18 protein-coding genes and 1 riboswitch are annotated in these 17,443 nt (G+C 68.6%); of the genes, 4 read left to right on the top strand and 14 right to left on the bottom strand.

Annotated features, from left to right (window positions below; all coding sequences use genetic code 11):
* Positions 1 to 59 precede the first annotated feature (59 nt).
* The 7 genes from FDN03_RS06465 to FDN03_RS06500 all read right to left on the bottom strand — a co-directional run bounded on the left by FDN03_RS06465 (position 60) and on the right by FDN03_RS06500 (position 6,263).
* Positions 60 to 602, bottom strand: coding sequence for a hypothetical protein (locus FDN03_RS06465; RefSeq protein WP_007321357.1), 543 nt, complete (start codon positions 600 to 602; stop codon positions 60 to 62).
* Positions 553 to 1,839: a relaxase/mobilization nuclease domain-containing protein gene (locus tag FDN03_RS06470; RefSeq protein ID WP_138175222.1), complete on the bottom strand. Its 1,287-nt coding sequence runs from the start codon at positions 1,837 to 1,839 to the stop codon at positions 553 to 555. The genes FDN03_RS06465 and FDN03_RS06470 overlap by 50 nt, the downstream gene beginning before the upstream one ends.
* The gene (locus FDN03_RS06475) at positions 1,836 to 2,348 is read right to left on the bottom strand and encodes a hypothetical protein (RefSeq protein ID WP_249354372.1); all 513 of its coding nucleotides are present in this window, start codon (positions 2,346 to 2,348) and stop codon (positions 1,836 to 1,838) included. The genes FDN03_RS06470 and FDN03_RS06475 overlap by 4 nt, the downstream gene beginning before the upstream one ends.
* Before the next feature lie 72 nt (positions 2,349 to 2,420).
* Positions 2,421 to 3,842, bottom strand: coding sequence for a Rep family protein (locus FDN03_RS06480; RefSeq protein WP_138175224.1), 1,422 nt, complete (start codon positions 3,840 to 3,842; stop codon positions 2,421 to 2,423).
* A 342-nt stretch (positions 3,843 to 4,184) separates the two neighbouring features.
* Positions 4,185 to 4,433 carry a hypothetical protein gene (locus tag FDN03_RS06490; protein WP_007321353.1) on the bottom strand — a complete coding sequence of 83 codons (249 nt, stop codon included), beginning with the start codon at positions 4,431 to 4,433 and terminating at the stop codon, positions 4,185 to 4,187.
* Positions 4,433 to 4,645 carry a hypothetical protein gene (locus FDN03_RS17020; RefSeq protein ID WP_007321352.1) on the bottom strand — a complete coding sequence of 71 codons (213 nt, stop codon included), beginning with the start codon at positions 4,643 to 4,645 and terminating at the stop codon, positions 4,433 to 4,435. Before FDN03_RS17020 ends, FDN03_RS06490 begins: the two co-directional genes overlap by 1 nt.
* 181 nt (positions 4,646 to 4,826) lie before the next feature.
* Entirely contained in the window at positions 4,827 to 6,263 is a 1,437-nt protein-coding gene (locus FDN03_RS06500) for a recombinase family protein (RefSeq protein ID WP_068256110.1), read from the bottom strand.
* A gap of 38 nt (positions 6,264 to 6,301) precedes the next feature.
* Here FDN03_RS06500 and FDN03_RS06505 point away from each other — a divergent pair, with 38 nt between their 5' ends.
* On the top strand, positions 6,302 to 7,054 hold the full coding sequence (locus FDN03_RS06505) for an LLM class flavin-dependent oxidoreductase (protein ID WP_138175226.1): 753 nt from the start codon (positions 6,302 to 6,304) through the stop codon (positions 7,052 to 7,054).
* An 89-nt stretch (positions 7,055 to 7,143) separates the two neighbouring features.
* Here the strand turns inward: FDN03_RS06505 and FDN03_RS06510 are convergent, their stop codons facing one another.
* Entirely contained in the window at positions 7,144 to 8,064 is a 921-nt protein-coding gene (locus tag FDN03_RS06510) for a GNAT family N-acetyltransferase (RefSeq protein ID WP_138175228.1), read from the bottom strand.
* Between the two features lie 4 nt (positions 8,065 to 8,068).
* Complete coding sequence (locus tag FDN03_RS06515; protein ID WP_138175230.1) at positions 8,069 to 9,454, bottom strand: glycine--tRNA ligase; 1,386 nt, start codon at positions 9,452 to 9,454, stop codon at positions 8,069 to 8,071.
* Positions 9,455 to 9,632: 178 nt separating this feature from the next.
* Between FDN03_RS06515 and FDN03_RS06520 the strand changes: the two genes are divergently transcribed.
* A complete protein-coding gene (locus FDN03_RS06520) occupies positions 9,633 to 9,863 on the top strand; it encodes an RNA-binding S4 domain-containing protein (RefSeq protein ID WP_138175232.1) in 231 nt (76 codons plus the stop codon).
* Between the two features lie 6 nt (positions 9,864 to 9,869).
* Here the strand turns inward: FDN03_RS06520 and FDN03_RS06525 are convergent, their stop codons facing one another.
* Positions 9,870 to 10,514, bottom strand: coding sequence for a phospholipase (locus FDN03_RS06525; RefSeq protein WP_249354378.1), 645 nt, complete (start codon positions 10,512 to 10,514; stop codon positions 9,870 to 9,872).
* 87 nt (positions 10,515 to 10,601) lie between these two features.
* On the opposite strand from FDN03_RS06525, the gene FDN03_RS06530 reads away from it, so the two are divergent.
* Positions 10,602 to 11,450 carry an SGNH/GDSL hydrolase family protein gene (locus FDN03_RS06530; protein WP_138175237.1) on the top strand — a complete coding sequence of 283 codons (849 nt, stop codon included), beginning with the start codon at positions 10,602 to 10,604 and terminating at the stop codon, positions 11,448 to 11,450.
* Between the two features lie 96 nt (positions 11,451 to 11,546).
* Here the strand turns inward: FDN03_RS06530 and FDN03_RS06535 are convergent, their stop codons facing one another.
* From FDN03_RS06535 to FDN03_RS06545, 3 genes are all read right to left on the bottom strand, one after another.
* The gene (locus tag FDN03_RS06535; RefSeq protein ID WP_138175239.1) at positions 11,547 to 12,869 is read right to left on the bottom strand and encodes a glycosyltransferase 87 family protein; all 1,323 of its coding nucleotides are present in this window, start codon (positions 12,867 to 12,869) and stop codon (positions 11,547 to 11,549) included.
* A 163-nt stretch (positions 12,870 to 13,032) separates the two neighbouring features.
* The gene (locus FDN03_RS06540; RefSeq protein ID WP_138175241.1) at positions 13,033 to 14,163 is read right to left on the bottom strand and encodes a homoserine O-acetyltransferase; all 1,131 of its coding nucleotides are present in this window, start codon (positions 14,161 to 14,163) and stop codon (positions 13,033 to 13,035) included.
* A 4-nt stretch (positions 14,164 to 14,167) separates the two neighbouring features.
* Positions 14,168 to 15,514: a bifunctional o-acetylhomoserine/o-acetylserine sulfhydrylase gene (locus tag FDN03_RS06545; RefSeq protein WP_138175243.1), complete on the bottom strand. Its 1,347-nt coding sequence runs from the start codon at positions 15,512 to 15,514 to the stop codon at positions 14,168 to 14,170.
* An 89-nt stretch (positions 15,515 to 15,603) separates the two neighbouring features.
* Positions 15,604 to 15,723, bottom strand: a riboswitch (SAM riboswitch).
* A gap of 189 nt (positions 15,724 to 15,912) precedes the next feature.
* Between FDN03_RS06545 and FDN03_RS06550 the strand changes: the two genes are divergently transcribed.
* Complete coding sequence (locus FDN03_RS06550; protein ID WP_138175245.1) at positions 15,913 to 16,557, top strand: VOC family protein; 645 nt, start codon at positions 15,913 to 15,915, stop codon at positions 16,555 to 16,557.
* Between the two features lie 106 nt (positions 16,558 to 16,663).
* Here FDN03_RS06550 and FDN03_RS06555 read toward each other — a convergent pair whose 3' ends face one another.
* Positions 16,664 to 17,434, bottom strand: coding sequence for a CPBP family intramembrane glutamic endopeptidase (locus FDN03_RS06555; RefSeq protein WP_249354383.1), 771 nt, complete (start codon positions 17,432 to 17,434; stop codon positions 16,664 to 16,666).
* Between the last annotated feature and the right edge of the window lie 9 nt (positions 17,435 to 17,443).

Consider the following 17,443-nt stretch of genomic DNA (forward strand, 5'->3'; position numbering starts at 1 on the left):
TATCGTCCAGTTGCAGGGCTGCCGCACGCGCTCCGCGCGCTTGCCCTCGGGAATCACGGTCACCTCTTGCGCCAGCTCGGCCACGTCGGCATCCCGCGACCCTTCCACGTCTCCACGAGACCGGCGGCCCACCGGACGGACGCGAAGAGCCCGTAGCCGGACCCGGCAAGGCCAGCGCCGACCGCGAGCCACCGCCCGATGCCGAGCCACACGCTCCCGTCCACGTCCAGCGCCCACTGAGCGCCGGTGATGAGCCCGGCGATACCCATCCAAAGCCCGGCGACGACCACGACCACCGGCAGGAGGGCGAGGCACATCGCCGCGGCCGCCGACCAGAGCTGACGCGCTTCCAGCTTCGCCGTCGCCGCGATGATCCGCTCGGCCCGTTCGTTCGACGCATCGAGGTTCGCGGTCATCGTGGTCGAAGCCTCCCCGGCGACCTGCTCGACGGCCTTCTCGACCCGTTCCTCGGTGCGCTTCTCGATCCGCTGCACCGCGCCGCCGACCTGGCTCAAGAGCTTCTGGTTCGCCGCGGCCTGCGCCTTGAGCCCCTCAATCGCCGAGGCCGTAGCCGCGCGATTCTTCTGCGCCTCCGCGACCAAGCTCCGCGACGCGGCGTTCAAGCTCTCGCCGTTGAGACTCTGCGCGAACTCGCCGAGCGTGCTCGCGATCTCGTTCTGCCTGCTCTCGATACTCGCGATCCTCGCGGACACGTCGCTGGAGGGCGAGGAGGTCGACGCCGGGGCCGTGATCCGCTCCAGCCGCCTCGTCGTCTCCTCGTCCATGACCTTCACGAACCCCGCGAGCTTCTTCTGCTGCTCGGCCAGCGTGGCGATCCTCGTATTCTGCGCCTCGACGGCGGCGAGGATCGAGGTCAACAGCTCCATCGTCTCCGGACTGCCGAGCGGCGGCGGCGACTGCACGGGCCCGTTCTGCTGCTTCAGCCTGTCGAGTGCTGCGCTCATGTTCCTGCTCCTTCTGCTGCTGGTGGTAGTCGAAGAACGCCTGCGCGCCCTCCGGGGTGAAGTCCGCCGAGAGTGCGCTCGCGCGCTTGCGGCGCTCGGCGCGCCCGGACTCGCCGCGGCGGTCCTCGATGTAGAGCGTCCAGGTCTCCTGCCCGGCGCGCTTGCCCTTCTTGCTGACGGGGCTGTGCAGCCGCATCCGCGGCACCCTCTCCCCGTCATCGCCGAGCTGCTGGTTCTGCTCGTCGATCACCGCTTCGAGACCGGCCTTGTCCACCGCGCGGGGATCGGTCAGGGCAGCGCTCATCCGGTCGCCCATCTCGCGGTCGAGCGATCCCTCGGCGAAGTCCTCGCGGCGCAGCTCCCAGTCCTTCGGCGCGTGCTCCAGACGCTTCACGACCGAGAGGCCGTGATCGCGCATCAGCTCGTCGTTCGCCGACTGCACGCCTTTCTGATTCCCGGCCTTGCGGTCGTGGAACGTGCGGTAGTCCGAGAGCGCCTTTCCCGTGCGGTTGTTGTGATTGAGGACCAAAATATGGTTGTGCGGCTTCTTTCCCCGCCCATCCACATGACTGACGATGAGGCAGTCGGAATCCGGGTGCATCTTCTTCGCGAGCTGGTAGCCCAGATCGTTCACCCGCTGCACGTGTTCGGGGTTCTTCGGGTCGAACTCCTCGTCGCTGAACGACTGGCGGTAGTGCAGCGCCTCGACCTCGCGCGTCGTGTTCTGCGTGAGCGCCCGAGCGCGCGCCGAGAACGCGCCGGGGCCTCCCGGCACGTCGCACGTGATCGCGACGCCCCGCTCGTCCTCCTTGCCACGGATGTAGCGCTCGGTGTCGGCGGCGCTGGCGCTCGGACTGTAATGCGTCGTGCTCATGAGGCCGCCCGATCCCCGAGCAGCGCGCGGACCTCGCGCAGCAGCTCGATCAGCTCGGGCACCTCCGCCGACAGCGCCACCGGCTCACCCGCGCGAGCACGGCGGTCCAGGTCGTTGACGTTGATCGCGAGCGGGCGCACCTGGGCGGCCAGCTCCCGAGCATCAGCAGACGCCTGCACGCGCTCCTCGACCCCGAGCAGGTGCGCGGCCACGGCGGCGTCCAGCTCCTCGCTCCGAGAGGCATGGAGCGCATCGCGCACGACGGTCCGCACCCACGTGCTCGGAGCCAGCCCGAGCCGCTTCGCACGAGTGCGAAGCGGCATGAGCGTCTCCTCTCCGAAGTCGGTATCGAGCTTCGCGCGGCCCCCACGACGCTTCGCGCCGCCGTGACTCTGCCGCACAGCCTCCGCATCAGTCCGACCGGTGTTCACCTGGGAGTCGGTCTGCTGCTCCACCTGTACGCCAGAGTGGCAAGCAGTAGCCGTGTCGGACATTTCGCTGGCGCTCATGTCCTCCCCGGCTGCTTGCGAGGGGCCTCCGGCCCCCTCGACCCCCCTGGAAGAGCGCATCGCGTTCGGTGCTCATGCGGCACCTCCGATCAGCGCCAGCGGCACGTCAGGGCTCCGCACCGCGAGCCCGCCCAGCAGCTCAGCAACCGCGCCCTCCGCGTCATGTTCCGCCGAGGTCTCCGGACCGTAGGTCAGTTCCCGCGACCCGACGTTCTGGTGATACGCGTTGCCGTACATGCCGGGCGTGTGTGCGGCGGTCGGGATGCTGCACTGGTGCCACTCGTAGGGCTCGATCTTCCCGATGTGCTGCACGAGGTAACGATTGATGTCGTCGGCACGATAGACCTTCACGACCGAGGCCAAGCGGCGGATGAACTGGTCCAGCGCCTCGTCCACGTTGCCCTTCTGGCGGGCGTAGTAGAAGAACTCGACAGGCTCGATCGTCGCCGTGATGACGATGAGCCGCGGGGCCACCTCGCCCTTGTTCTTGTACCGAGCCTTCGCAGGCGAGGCGTTGTACGGATCAAGCAGCAGCAGCCAGTCGTTCGCATCCATCGCCGAGGCCCGCAGATCGTCCAGCAGCAGCACCTCCTCGCCTCGCCAGTCATCAAGCGGGTTCCCCGTCGCAGCCCGGTAGACCTGCCACCGTTCGCCGTGCGCGTTCGCCGCGTTGATCGCCTCGGTGATGAAGTCCGTGGCGAACCGGGTCTTACCGATCCCGGCATCCCCATGGACGAACACCACGTGCGTCGAGAACTCACCGGCGCGGAGCTTCGCCGCTGCCCGGTATGCGCGACGCTGGCCGTAGGCCGACAGCGCGTCGTCGATCTCCCGCTGATGCCGCGAGTAGATGTCGAACAGCTCGTCCGTGAGCATGATCTGATCCCGCGTGATCTCACCCTGGAGCACGCGCTCCCGCATGTCCTCGAAGTTCTCGGCGACGACCTTCTTCTTCACGTGGGCGCGGCCCTTCAGCCACGTCTCCCGGCGCTGGGCGTCGATCCCGAGATACTCAGGCCCGCGCACCGTGGCAACCTTCGAAGGCGCGTACTGGTGCTTGTCCGCGTACTTCACGTGCGTCAGATACGACAGCATGTTGTCGAAGGCGTACCGCCCGCGGCCAGGCTTCTCGACGTACTGAGGCTCGACACCGATGCCGAACGCGAGCCGATCCAGCGGCGCACTCTTCGCACGGCTGGCGAACTTGATCACGGCGTGCAGGTGCTCGGGCTTCAGTTCGACCACCAGGGCCTTCTCCGTGTCGCTCCAGACCTCGCGCTCGTCCTTGTCGTGCACGATGCCGTAGGCCTCGACGACCTCGCAGCCGGTGGCCTCGAGCCGCTGCACCACGTAGGCGAGGATCGCCTCGGCACCCTGCTGGAGCAGCGCGGCCCCGTTCGGGTCCTCGGCAGCCCAGGCCCAGTACGACGGATCGAGGTATTGCGTGAGCCCGATGCTCGTCGGGTTGTTCTCCTGCTTAGCCACGGCGACCACCCCCGCCGCGGGCGGCGCGGAGGGTCTCAGAGGGAGTGCGGCGCCTAAATGACCCCCTATTGACCCCCAAATGAGACCCAAAATGATCCCACGAGGCCACGCGACGGAGCGAGGGTGGAACCGGCTGCTGACCAGGCACGTTGTTGCATGGCGCGGCAATCGACAAGCCCTTGCCGCGCCCGTAGGAACGAATGAGGGTCTCGTAACTCTTGGAGTGCGAAGCACGGCTACGGGCAGTCATCACGACGACGGGCAGCCCGCCTTCGGCGGGTGCCAGGCCAGGCCCTCCGGGCGGGGTCAGGTCGGTGGGAGCGGTGCTGAGGTTGCGTGCGTCGGCGTACATCAGCGACCACCGCCCCGGCCGTAGCGCTTGATGACAGCCTGATGCGTGACGCCGAGCGCGTCGCCGATCCTGGCCCAGGTCACCCCGTCGGCGCGGGCGTCGGCGACGGCGATCTCGACCGCCTCCTCCAGTACGGAGCGGAGCACGCCGAGGTCGTAGAGCTGGGCCTCGGCGTCGGCGAGGGACGGGTCGCCCTGACGCCAGCGGAAGCCGGTCAGGTGATCGAAGGCGGCGGAGTTCGCGCTCATCAGCGACCACCACCCATCACAGAGGCAACGGCGGCGCGCTGGCGCGGGGTCAGCGGAGTGAGTGCCAGGCGCTCACCGGCTCGGCGGCCAGCGGCACGGGCGGCGGCGATGACGGGATCGTGGCCGTCTGCCTGCGGCGAAGGAGTGGAGCCCTGATCGAGGCGAGGGTGGTCGAGCGCGGATGCGCGGGGGACGTCGATAACGACAGACATCGGAAGTCCTCAGACATGAGTATCTTCCGGTTCCCCGCCACGGTAATTGGGCTGTTTGACCGGCTACTCATCCGGGAGCAGAACCCCGCGCTTCTAAGTCGCGGCCCCGGTGGGATCTTCTTGTCTGCAACCATTCTCCCATGACTCGACTCACCAGTGCAATGACGAGTCGAGTCATGAGTCAGTCGCTTCTCGGCTCGATCCGCACGAGATCGGGGTCGAACTTCACGTGACCCGGCATTATGGGCTCGATGGTCACCGTCACCAGCTCGTCCACGAGCATCCGGCGACGGTCCATGTCCAACGCCTTCCACTTCGACTCGACGACCTCACGACGCTCCGCGGTGCCGACCGCCTCCTCCACGCCCGCCAGCAGCTTCGCCGCCACCGACACCGAGCGGTCCAGCAGCTCCGTGTCGATCTCATCGATGCGGGCCTTCACGTCGTTGATCGCCGCGGTGATCTCCAGGACCGGCTGATGGATGTCGCGCAGCAGCGGGCTCAGCTCTTTCACACGCTCGACCAGGGCGTTCCGCTCGGTCAGCAGTTCCTCGCGATCCGGCCCGTCGTCCTCCTGCGGCATCACGAGGTCGTGCACGTCCACGGACGACAGGCGCGTGAGCACCGCCTCGGTGACCATCGCATCGACGGGCTCGCGCTGGCGGGTGAGGTGGAACTGCTCGCCACAGCGGTACGTCGGCTGCTTGCGGCTATTTGTCCCCGAGACGAGCGTCGCGCCGCACTTCCCACAGAGGCCGATCGTGGACAGGAGGTACTTCGGCTGATTGCCCTGCCTCGCCGACCTCCGCACGTTGTCCTCCAGCTTCGCCACCGCGGCCCGCCACGTCTGCTCGCCGACGATGGGCGGGAACGCCTCGCCCTGCACCGGGTACAGCTCGCCGGTCTTGTAGTGGCGGATGAAGCCAGCGTAGAGCGAGTTCGCCAGCAGGTACCGCACGGCATCGACGGAGAACTCGGACCCGCGCGCGGTGAGATGACCGGCGTTGTTCAGGTCCTCTCGGATGCGCCGGATCGACAGCGATGGCTCGCCGAGGAACGCGTCGAAGGCCCGCCGGACGGCGGCGGCCTCCTCCTCGATCACTTCGCCCTCCCTCGTCCAGCCGAACGCCTTCCATGTGGACGCGGGGATGCCCTCGGCACGTCGGCGCTCGTTCGACCTGATCTGCCGCTCCGCCTTCCGCCGTGCCTCGAACCGGGCGAGTGCTGCGAGCATCGTCGCCCGAAACTCTCCATCTGCTGTCGAGAGATCGATCTCGCCGTCCACTGTGACGACGCGCAGGCCGAGGTCGATCAGCGTGTTGAGGTCCTTCGTGCTCCGCAGCAGTCGGTCCATGTCCACGGCGACGACCATCGAGAACCGACCTGCTCGGGCGTCGTCCAGCATCTCGGCCCAGCGGGTACCAGCTCGACGCTTCTTCGTCGCCGACACCGCGTTGTCCTCGTAGACCTCGACCACGGTCCAGTCCTTGGCCTCGGCCAGTGCCCTGATCTTCCTCAGTTGCGTATCGACCGTCCAGCGGTCGCCCTTGCGGTCCATGGAGGCGCGGACGTAGGCCGCCACCTCGTTCGTCTTCCTCAGCGCTACCAGTTCGACCATGCAACCAAGCTTACGTGGACGAGTGTTGTAACCACGATATGCGCTATGAGAATCCGCTGTACATGGCCGAGGAGGCCGGGATCGTGGACGCGGTCTCCAATGGCCGCCTGCAGCTGGGCATCAGCCGCGGCGCGCCCTCTGCCGTCGTGGATGGGCCGCAGCAGTTCGGCTTCGAGCTGCCCGAGGGGCAGGACTGGTCGCAGAACACCCGGGAACGGGCCGAACGCTTCCGGACCGCCATCGCCGGGCAGGGCATCGCCCATCCCAGCCAGGGTGATGAGCTGGTGCCGATCGCGCCGGTCTCCCCGGGGCTGAGCAACCGGATCTGGTGGGGCGCGGCGACCATCGGCTCGGGCGTCTGGGCCGGCCAGGAGGGCATGAACCTGCTCTCCTCCACGCTGCTGCTGGAGGATGACGGGCGCCCCTTCCACCTGACCCAGGCCGATCAGCTCAAGCAGTACCGGCAGTCCTACGCGGACTCCGGGCACAGCACCGGCGGGATGACCGCGGTGACCCGCAGCGCCTTCCCGGTCATCACCGACCTGGACGAACTGTATTTCGGGCGGCGCGAGGCCGGGGACTCGGTGGGGGTGCTCGACGGACGCCGGGCCCGCTCCGGACCCACCTATTCCGGGTCGCTGGATGAGCTGGCCGAACAATTCGACCGGGATGCGGCCATGAACGAGGCCGACTACCTGCTCTTCGCCCTGCCCAACCAGCTGGGGGTGGAGTACAACGAAGAGGTCATGACGAACCTGAGCCAGGTGGTGCGCCAGCTCGGCTGGAAGTAGCGCCCAGGCCCACGCCGGAGGCCTGAAACAACAGCGGGACCCGAATGTTCGGGTCCCGCTGTTGTTCTCCTGCCTCCGGGCAGCCGGAGCTAGGCGTCGGAGGCCAGGATGTGGGTGGTGGAGATGACCGTGGCCTGCTCCACCCCGGCCAGTGCGTCCACCAGGGAGGAGAGCACGAACATCGAGGAGTCGACCTCCAGTTTCACCGGGTACTGGTGGATCAGCATCGCCACCATGTCCCGCACCGCCTCGGCCACGTCCTCGTCGCTGAACGCCGGGTTGTGCCCAACCAGCACGTCGCTGGGCGCATTCTCCCGGGCCGGGAGGTAGCTGACCGCGAAGGCCAGGATGTTCCCGCCCTGGGCCTTGGGCCGGTCGCGCAGCACCAGGGCGGCCTGCGCCCCGGTGTGCTCATCAAGCAGCATCCGCTGCGCCGAACCCAGCGTCATCTGCGCCGGGTCCCACTGGTGGGTGGCGTTGTAGAAGTCCATGACCAGCTTGGTCAGCTCCACGCTGCCGGTGGCCAGGTCCTCGATCACCCGCTCGTTGGTTTCAAAGTCCGGTTCGGCCAGCGCCCCGGGCTCCAGGATCACATCGCGGGACACCTGGATCTCCTTCAGCCCCAGTGCCGCGCAGAACCCGGCGGCGGCCTCGGCCGCGTCCCCCGGGGTCACCGTGTAGCGGGCCTTGAGCTCGCCGGGCTGGTCGCCCGGGATGAGTGCGCGCAGCCGCCGGACCAGTTCCCGGCCAATGCCCTGCCGGCGGTTGGCCGGGGCGATTTCCACGAACAGCCACAGCCGCTGCGGGTGCAGGGAGGAGGCGAACACCACCCCGGCGCCCACGGCCACGTCCTGGACGGTGGCCACCAGGCAGCGGGAGAACGGCGCGTCGGAGTCCGCGCGCAGCATGGTGCGGTCCTGGTGGGCCTGCGGGGAGCGCGGGTCGCCGAAGACCTGCAGCAGCTGCAGGTCATCGCCGGCACGCCAGGGGCGGAAGTTCACCTCTGCCATTGCCCTAGGCCCCGTTCAGCCGCTCGGACAGGTAGGTGGTGACCTTATCCAGCGCGATGCGCTCCTGGGCCATGGTGTCGCGTTCGCGGATCGTCACGGCCTGGTCCTCCAGGGTGTCGAAGTCCACGGTGATGCAGAACGGGGTGCCGATCTCATCCTGGCGGCGGTAGCGGCGCCCGATCGCCCCGGCGTCGTCGAAGTCGATGTTCCAGCGGCGGCGCAGCTCGCTGGCCAGCTCCTTGGCCTTCGGGGACAGCTCGGCGTTGCGGCTCAGCGGCAGCACGGCGGCCTTGACCGGGGCCAGGCGCGGGTCGAGCTTGAGCACCGTGCGCTTGTCCACCCCGCCCTTGGTGTTCGGGGCCTCGTCCTCGGTGTACGCGTCGACCAGGAAGGCCATCATCGAACGGGTCAGCCCGAAGGACGGTTCGATCACGTACGGGGTGTAGCGCTGGCCGGTGGCCTGGTTGAAGTAGCTCAGGTCCACGCCGGAGGCCTTGGTGTGCGAGGCCAGGTCGTAGTCGGTGCGGTTGGCCACGCCCATCAGCTCACCCCACTCCGAGCCGGCGAAGCCGAAGCGGTACTCGAAGTCGATGGTCGCCTCCGAGTAGTGGGCGCGTTCGTCTTCGGGCACGTCGAAGCGGCGCAGGTTCTCCTCGTTGATGCCCAGGTCCAGGAACCAGTTCCAGCAGGTCTCCACCCACGCGTCGAAGTGCTCCTTGGCCTCCTCCGGGGCGGTGAAGTACTCGATCTCCATCTGCTCGAACTCGCGGGTGCGGAAGATGAAGTTGCCCGGGGTGATCTCGTTGCGGAACGCCTTGCCGATCTGCCCGATGCCGAACGGCGGCTTCTTGCGGCTGGCGGTGAGCACGTTGGCGAAGTTCACGAAGATGCCCTGCGCGGTTTCCGGGCGCATGTAGTGCAGCCCGGCCTCGTTGTCCACCGGGCCCAGGTACGTTTTGACCAGGCCGGAGAACAGCTGCGGTTCGGTGAACTGGCCCTTGGTTCCGCAGTCCGGGCAGGCGATCTCGCTCATCCCGTCCTTCGGGGCGCGGCCCTTCTTAGCCTCGAACGCCTCGATCAGGTGGTCCTGACGGTGGCGCTTGTGGCAGTTGGTGCACTCCACCAGCGGGTCGGTGAACGTGGCCACGTGCCCGGAGGCCTCCCAGACGGCCTTGGGCAGGATGATTGAGGAGTCCAGGCCCACCATGTCCTCGCGGCCGCGCACGAATGCCTGCCACCACTGGCGCTTGATGTTCTCCTTCAGTTCCGTGCCCAGGGGCCCGTAGTCCCATGCGGAGCGGGAACCGCCGTAGATTTCACCGGCCTGGAAGACGAAACCGCGCCGCTTGGCGAGGGAAATGACTTGATCAAGCTTGGACTGTGGCGCCATATCAACTCCATGGGTACTCACGAGGCCGCTGGTTGCGGTCCGCAGGGGGAAAAACATACCCTCCCAGCCTATCCTCCCCATCCCCGGGGCACCGCATTGAGTAGCTCACGTGAGATGTGGAACTCACCTTCCGGGCCGCGGTGCCCCGCCCGGCGCCGGGATGGGCGAGAATGGAGGCATGAGCAGCGAAGAGATCTTCCCCATCCAAATCCGCGACGAATCCATCCGCCTGGGCCAGCTGCTGAAGCTGGCGAACCTGGCCGAGGACGGCCTGGATGCCAAGGAGCTGATAGCCGAGGGCCTGGTCACCGTGGACGGCCAGGTGGAGACCCGGCGCGGCGCCCAGCTGCGCGGGGGCGAAACCGTGTGCGTGCACGGGCAGTGCGTGCAGGTGCAGCGCGCCGGTTAGCTGCGGCTACTTGGCCTGCTGGAGCACGTGGGCGCGCAGGAACGCGCTGACGTCGGCCAGCTCCTCGGCGCACACCGAGTGCTGGATCTGCGGGTAGGTGTGGTGGGTCAGCTTAGCGTGCTGCTGCACCCAGCCCATGGTGTACTCCACCTTCTGCGGGGTGATCACCGGGTCGGCCACGTCCCTGCCCCAGAACAGCGGCAGCGGGTCGGCCTTGAGCTTGGCGTCGTCAAAGACCTGCGAATCCGGCGCCTGGACCACAAATCCCGAGAGGCCCACCACCGCGGTGACCGCCTCCCGCCGGTAGCGGGCCAGCGAGGTCGCCATCGCCATGCCCTGGGAGAAGCCCAGCAGGCTGAGCGAGGAATGCTGCTGCAGCTGCGGGGCCAGGAACTGCCACAGCGCCTGGACGCTGGTCTCCACCGCATCCAGCGAATAGTCGATGTCCTGGTTCAGCGGGAACCAGGAGTATCCGGGGCCGGCGGGCAGCGGGGCGCGCACCGAAAGATAGGTGAATTCCTCGGGCAGCAGGCGCAGCAGCCCCATCAGGTCCTGTTCATTGGAGCCATAGCCGTGCAGCAGCACCAGCAGCGGGGTGCCGGCCCGCTCGGTTTCGGAACGGGAAATCAGGGCAACGGGGGCGGAAGTCATCGGGTCCATAATGCCCACCAGCCTAGCGCAGCCCGGGATCGGGGCCCGGCCATTGACTGTAGGTGACTGACTAGTAACATACTGTGTGTGTCACAGAATCCAGACGTAGAACCAGCCAGCACCGGCAACCCCGGCCCCCATCCCTGGCGCCGCTATGTGGCGCTGGGTGATTCCTTCACCGAGGGCATCGGGGACCCGGATGAGAACAACCCGGGACGCCACCGCGGCTGGGCCGACCGGGTGGCCGAACAGCTCAGCTCCAGCGTCGAGGACTTCGCCTACGCGAACCTGGCCATCCGCGGACGACTGATCGCCCAGATCGTCGAGGAGCAGATTGACCCGGCGATCGCCCTAAAGCCCGACTTGATCAGCATCTGCGCCGGCGGCAACGACGTGCTGCGCCCCGGCGGGGACCCGGACCGGATCGCCGAGCAGCTCGATGCAGCGGTCGGGGCCCTGGCCGCCTCGGGGGCCACCTTGCTGATCTTCAACGGCCCGGACATCCGTGACACCCCGGTGCTGGGCGGAATCCGCGGCCGGGTGGCGATCTACAACGAGAACATCCGTACCGTGGCCGCCCGCCATGATGCGATCGTGGCCGACATGTGGGCGCTGCGCGAACTGCACCACCCGGCCATGTGGTCCGAGGACCGGCTGCACTTCTCCCCGCTCGGGCACCAGCGGATTGCCGCGATGGCCCTGGACGCGCTGAACGTGCCGCACACCCTGGATCTTGAGGTGAACTTCGAGCCGGACACCCGCACCTGGCGCACCGCCCGGCTGGAGGACCTGCATTGGGCGCGTGAACACCTGGCCCCGTGGGTGCTGCGCCGGCTGCGCCACCAGTCCTCCGGGGACGGGATCACCCCCAAGCGCCCGGAACCCACCCCGTTCACCGAACCGGCCCCGAACGAATCCCTGGGCGCCGGGAAGTAGCTGCCGCCGGCGCCAGCCGGCAGGCGAATGCGAAAAAGTCCTGCCGGGCACCTTTTGGAAGGTGCCCGGCAGGACTTTTGCCGGTTTACCCGGCCTTTAGCCGCCGGTGCCCGGCCGCTGGTTGGCGGGCACCGTTCCGGCGCCGGCCCCGGCCTCCGCGTTCGCGGGCGGCGCGGGTTGCGGGCGGGTGACCAGCGCCCCGGCCACGGCGGTGAGCGAGGCCAGCAGCCCGAGGCTGGAATACATCTCCCAGCCCCAGGGCCCGGAATTGAAGATCTTCCCGGCCACCAGGATCGTCCAGGCGTAGGAGGAGAGCGAGAACGCCAGCACCAGCACCAGGCACAGGCCCCGGCCCAGGGCGCGGGCGATCCCGCGGCGGCGCCAGGCGGCCACCCACACCACCGGCAGCCCCAACGCGATCCACACCCAGTGGTGGAACCAGGACACCGGGGAGATCGCCAGCATCACCAGCGCGTTGACGCTGATCGCGGCCAGCACGTCTCCGCGCCGCTGCGCGAGGCGGATCGCCGCGTACCCCAGGAGCACCATGCCCAGGCAGGCCGCCGCCCAGGCCAGCTTCTGGGCGCTGCCCTCGAGCCCAAGGTGGAACAGCAGCGAGTTCAGCGACAGGTTGTACATCGCGGCCGGGTCCCCGACCCGGGTGGCCGATTCCAGCAGCGAGGACCAGAACGTCATCGACTCGCCTCCGGCCACCAGCCAGCCGATGGCGATGGTGGCGGCGAACCCGCCGGCCATCCCGAACAGCGACCGCAGATCCCGGCGGGCCAGGAAGATCAGCCCGAATGCCAGGGGCGTGAGCTTGATCCCGGCGGCCACCCCGATCAGCACCCCGCGCGGCAGCCAGCGGCCCGGGCGCACCACGTCGATCACGATCAACGCCATGATCATCGCGTTGATCTGCCCGAAGTCCAGGCTGTCCCGCCAGGGCCCGCTCACCCCGATCAGCGTGATGGCCAGCAGCACCGCCAGGCCGCGGCGGAGCTGGGTGTGGGCGAACCAGCCCAGCGCCCCGTGGCGGTGCATGTAGCCGACCGCCAAGAGCGCGGCCCCCACCAGGCACAGCAGCGTGGTGGCGGTGATCAGCACCATGCCCAGCGTCGCGGGCAGCAGCGCGAAGGGCAGGAACAAGGCGGCGGCGAACGGCGGGTAGGTGAACGGCAGGCCCCGGGTGCCCAGCTCCTGCGGCATCGGGTCATACAAGGAACGCTCGTTCAGCCCGGCGAACAGCACCTTCGCCCCTTCGCGGTACACCCGGAAGTCCAGCCCGTACAGCGGGGAGGCCAGCAGCACGATCCCCAGCGCGGCGGCCAGGCCCAGCAGGAACCAGGGCCGGCGGAACAGGGACAGCCACTGGCGCGGCGTGATGGAGGCTTGAAATCCAGGATTCTCTAAAGGCACCCGATAAGTCTATGGGGGTCCGCCCCCGCGGTGGGCCGCCCACCGCGGGGACGGCACCGCCGCCGCACGATCCGGGCCCTTTAACGCAGTGCGCGCCGGGACATCCACCGCATACTGGTGGATGTCCCGGCGCGCGCAAAAAAGCTGCTGCGTCGCAGGGCGGCTAGGCGAACACGCGCTCGGCCAGCACCCCGGCCAGCTGCACCGCGTCGGTCAGGAACCCGTCGTGGCCGATCGGCGAGTCGATGTAGTGCACCGGCGCGGCGCCGGGAATCAGCGCGGCCAGCTGCTCGGACTGCTCGGGCAGGTAGAGCCGGTCGCTGCGCACCGCGGCGATCACCGTGTTCACCCCGGCCAGCCGGGCCAGGGCGTGCTCCAGCGAGCCGAACCCGCGGGCCACGTCGTGGCTCATCAGCGCCTCGGTGAGCACCAGGTAGCTGTTCGCGTCAAAACGCCGGGACAGCTTGGCCGCCTGGTGGTCCAGGTAGCTTTCGACCATGTAGCGTCCGCGCGGCCAGCTGGCCGATCCCAGCGGGTCCTCCTGGCCCTGCCCCCTGCGTCCGAAGCGCTGCTGCAGCTCGGCCTCGGAACGGTAGGTGACGTGCGCCAGGCGCCGGGCCACCCCGAGCCCGGCGTCCGGCGCCCGCCCGGTGTGGTAGTAGTCCCCATTGGCGAAGTGCGGGTCCAGCCGGATCGATTCGCTTTGCACCTGGGCGAAGGCGATCTGTTCGGCGCTGGCCTGCGCGCAGGCGGCCATCACCACCAGGTTGCGCACCCGGTGCGGGTAGAGCACGGCCCACTCCAGGGCCCGTGCCCCGCCCATCGACCCGCCGATCACCGCGTGCCAGGTCTCGATCCCCAGCGCGTCGGCCAGCCGGGCCTCCAGGTGCACCGAGTCCTTGATGGTGGTGAACGGGAAACGCGAACCCCAGGCCCGCCCGTTGGCGTCCAGGCTGCCCGGCCCGGTGCTGCCGTTGCAGCCGCCGACGATGTTCGCCGCCACCACGTGGTAGCGGTTGGTGTCGATCGGCTTGCCGGGGCCCACGAAGTCCTCCCACCAGCCGTCGAAGTCCGAGTCCCCGCGGCTGACGTGGGCATCGCCGGTCAGCGCGTGGGTGATCAGCACCGCGTTGGAGCCCTGTGCGTCCAGTTCCCCCCAGGTTTCGTAGGCCAGCTCCACCTGCGGCAGGTAGCCGCCGGTTTCAAAGCCATACTCCCCCACCGCCGCTCGGCGCCTCATGCCGTGCACGGCGGTGCGGGTGGCCGGCCGCCCGGTCCTTGCGATCGCAGTCATCGGCTTAGCGCGCTTCGGCCAGGGTCTCGTCGGTCTGGCGGGCGGCCACGGCCGCGAAGCCCAGTTCCAGGTCGGCCAGGATGTCCTTGACGTTCTCCAGCCCCACGCTCAGGCGCACCAGCCCCGGACGCACCCCCGCGGCCAGCTGCTCGGCGTCGCTGAGCTGGGCGTGGGTGGTGGAGGCCGGGTGCACCACCAGGGAGCGCACGTCCCCCAGGTTGGCCACGTTCGAATGCAGCACCAGCGCATCGGCGAACGCCTGGCCGGCCGCGGCCCCGCCGGCCACGTCGAAGGAGACGATCGCGCCCACCCCGTTCGGCCCGTACTTGCGTCCGCGTTCGTACCACGGGGAGGAGGGCAGCCCGGCGTAGGAGACCTGCTGCACCTGCGGGTGCGCCTCCAGCCAGCGGGCCACCTGGACCGCGTTGGCCACGTGGCGCTCCATGCGCAGGGACAGGGTTTCCAGGCCCTGGGCGATCAAGAACGCGTTGAAGGGGGACACGGCCGAACCCAGGTCGCGCAGCAGCTGCACCCGCGCCTTGAGGATGTAGGCCAGGTTCGCCCCCAGTGCGCCGTCCACGCCCAGGTCGCGGGCGAAGACCAGGTTGTTGTAGGACTCATCCGGGGTGTTGAAGCCCGGGAACTTCTGCGGGTCGGCCCCGAAGTCGAAGTTGCCCGAATCCACGATCACCCCGGCGATCGCGGTGCCGTGCCCGCCCAGGTACTTCGTGGCCGAGTGGATGACGATGTCCGCGCCGGACTCGATCGGGCGGATCAGGTAGGGGGTGGACAGGGTGTTGTCCACCAGCAGCGGCACGCCGGCCGCGTGGGCGATGTCCGCGATCGCCGCAATGTCCAGCACGTCCTGGCGCGGGTTGGAGACCACCTCGCCGAACAGCGCCTTGGTGTTCGGGCGGATCGCGGCGCGCCACCCCTGCAGGTCGTCCGGGTCGGCCACGAAGCTGACCTCGATTCCCAGCTTGCGCAGCGTGTGCTTGAACAGGTTCTGGGTGCCCCCGTAGAGGCTGGGGCTGGCCACGATGTGGTCCCCCGCCTCGGCCAGGTTCAGGATCGCGAACGTGGTGGCCGCCTGCCCGGAGGCCAGCAGCAGGGCGCCCACCCCGCCCTCCAGGCTGGCGATCCGGTTCTCCACCGCCTCCTGGGTGGGGTTGCCGATGCGGGTGTAGATCGGACCCAGGTCCTGCAGCGCAAAGCGCTCGGCCGCGGTCTGCGCGGTGGGGAATTCGAAGGACGTGGTCTGGTAGATCGGCAGGGCCCGGGCCCCGGTGTGCGGGTCCGGGCTTTGCCCGGCGTGGATCTGACGGGTCTCGAATGACCAGTTTTCGCTCATGGTTTTCCTCCCATAGTTCGTTGACTATTCGGGGGTACACCACTGAAATTCACCCTAAGAGGCCGGTGGCCGGTGAGTTCTCAGGGTGTAACCCGCGCTTGTCCTTGGCACACCTAGGTGTGCAGGGCCAGGTCTTCACCCGGGGCACCCCACCGCGGTTGGAGGGTTGCCGCCCAGCAAGCCGGGGCTCGTAGCTGGGACTCATGACCTGCCACCAGTGTGCCGCAGGCGCGGCGGACGATGCAATCGGCGCTGCGTCCGCGGCGTCGCAATCGGTCACACAACAGCGCACCCCTTGCGCCGCACTTGGCACGTTCGGGCCGGAACGTCAACACCTGGAGAAATAATTAGGCGACCCTAAGTCGAGACTTGGATCACAAAAATGGCATGATGATCGCATGATGAGGCTAGATCACGTTTCGTATGCATGTGGCCCCGATGGGCTGATGGAAACCGCCGAACGCATCTCCCAGACCCTGGGCCTGGAGTTCGTCAAGGGTGGGATCCACCCACGATTCGGAACTCGCAATGTAATTTTTCCGCTGCAGCACAACCAGTACCTGGAAGTCGTCGAGGTGCTGGACCACCCGGCAAGCCTCAAGGCCCCCTTCGGGCAGGCCGTGCGCGCCCGCTCCGAACTGGGCGGGGGATGGATGGGCTGGTGCGTGTCCCTGGATGAGATGGGCCAGGCCGAGCAACGGCTGGGCCGCCAGGCCGTGCCGGGCAACCGCAAGTTCCCCGACGGGCGCGAACTGACCTGGCAGCAGATCGGCATCAAGGGCCTGATCGCCGACCCGCAGGTGCCCTACCTGCTGCGCTGGGACGACGGCACCGAGGACCTGCACCCTTCCCGCGCCCTGGACCCGGTGGGCTTCATCGATGAGATCACCATCGCCGGCTCCCGCGACCGGGTGCTGGAGTGGCTGGGCAAGCCCGATGAGGTGCAGCTGGGCGAGGTCACCATGAGCTACCAGTCCCCCAACGGGACCCCGGGCATCCTCTCGGTCACCTTCCAGACCCCCAAGGGCGAGGTCGTGCTGTAGCCAAGGACGCACGGATATAGGGGCAGGGCGTGAACCGCGAGGGTTCGCCCCCTGCCCCTGATCCGTTAACCCGCCGGCGCCGCGGCGCAAAGGCCGGGCGGCCGGCTCAGCCGCCGATCCCGATCGCCGGACCGATCAGCGCGAAGCCCACAAAGCCCACCGCGTCGAGCAGGAAGTGCGCGATCACCAGCGGCATCACCCGCCCCCACCGCAGGTACACCCAACCGAACACGGCGCCCATCACCGCGTTGCCGATGAACGGCCCGAATCCCTGGTACAGGTGGTAGCTGCCGCGCAGCAGCGCCGACCCCAGAAGCAGCGCCCAGGGGGCGATCTTCAGCGCCCGGCCGTGGGCGAAGAGGAAGGCCAGCATGAGCACCTCCTCCAGCACCGCGTGGCGGGCCGCGGACAGCAGCAGCACCGGCACCGTCCACCAATACCCCTCCAGGTTCGCCACCGACAGCGCGGTGGTCAGCCCCAGCGCCCGCCCCACCGCGTACAGGCCCAGGGTGCCCAGCCCCATCGCCAGGAACAAGCCGGCGCCCCAGGCCGCGTCTCGGCCGGGCCGGCGCAAATCGAACCCCACCTGCCGCGGCCCGAGCCCCAGACTGCGCGCCATGAAGTACAGCGCCAGCGCCACCGGCACCAGGGCGAAGGCGATGTCCAGCAGCTGGTAGGTCAGATCGAACCAGGGCCGGGCGCTGAGCGGGTTGTTCATCGAGGTGGTCTGCTCACCCAGCGGCGCGCGGGTCACCTTGTCCAGGAAGCTGACGATCGAATACACCGCGCTTTGGCCCAGCGACAGCGCCAGCACCAAAAAGATCTCGAATTTCAGCGGCCCCGCCTGCCGCGGGCCGTCTGCCAGATTGCTTTGCACCCCTTGATC

The organism is Glutamicibacter sp. V16R2B1 (genome assembly GCF_005774635.1).
Lineage (GTDB): Bacteria > Actinomycetota > Actinomycetes > Actinomycetales > Micrococcaceae > Glutamicibacter > Glutamicibacter creatinolyticus.

Bases quoted from the DNA above. Each gene is read 5' to 3' on its own strand.
- FDN03_RS06490 (WP_007321353.1), bottom strand. From the start codon at position 4,433: ATGAGCGCGAACTCCGCCGCCTTCGATCACCTGACCGGCTTCCGCTGG.
- FDN03_RS06510 (WP_138175228.1), bottom strand. From the start codon at position 8,064: ATGGCAGAGGTGAACTTCCGCCCCTGGCGTGCCGGCGATGACCTGCAG.
- FDN03_RS06540 (WP_138175241.1), bottom strand. From the start codon at position 14,163: ATGACTGCGATCGCAAGGACCGGGCGGCCGGCCACCCGCACCGCCGTG.
- FDN03_RS06505 (WP_138175226.1), top strand. From the start codon at position 6,302: ATGCGCTATGAGAATCCGCTGTACATGGCCGAGGAGGCCGGGATCGTG.
- FDN03_RS06500 (WP_068256110.1), bottom strand. From the start codon at position 6,263: ATGGTCGAACTGGTAGCGCTGAGGAAGACGAACGAGGTGGCGGCCTAC.
- FDN03_RS06545 (WP_138175243.1), bottom strand. From the start codon at position 15,514: ATGAGCGAAAACTGGTCATTCGAGACCCGTCAGATCCACGCCGGGCAA.
- FDN03_RS06525 (WP_249354378.1), bottom strand. From the start codon at position 10,514: ATGACTTCCGCCCCCGTTGCCCTGATTTCCCGTTCCGAAACCGAGCGG.
- FDN03_RS06515 (WP_138175230.1), bottom strand. From the start codon at position 9,454: ATGGCGCCACAGTCCAAGCTTGATCAAGTCATTTCCCTCGCCAAGCGG.
- FDN03_RS06520 (WP_138175232.1), top strand. From the start codon at position 9,633: ATGAGCAGCGAAGAGATCTTCCCCATCCAAATCCGCGACGAATCCATC.
- FDN03_RS06550 (WP_138175245.1), top strand. From the start codon at position 15,913: ATGATGAGGCTAGATCACGTTTCGTATGCATGTGGCCCCGATGGGCTG.
- FDN03_RS06470 (WP_138175222.1), bottom strand. From the start codon at position 1,839: ATGAGCACGACGCATTACAGTCCGAGCGCCAGCGCCGCCGACACCGAG.
- FDN03_RS17020 (WP_007321352.1), bottom strand. From the start codon at position 4,645: ATGTCTGTCGTTATCGACGTCCCCCGCGCATCCGCGCTCGACCACCCT.
- FDN03_RS06475 (WP_249354372.1), bottom strand. From the start codon at position 2,348: ATGAGCGCCAGCGAAATGTCCGACACGGCTACTGCTTGCCACTCTGGC.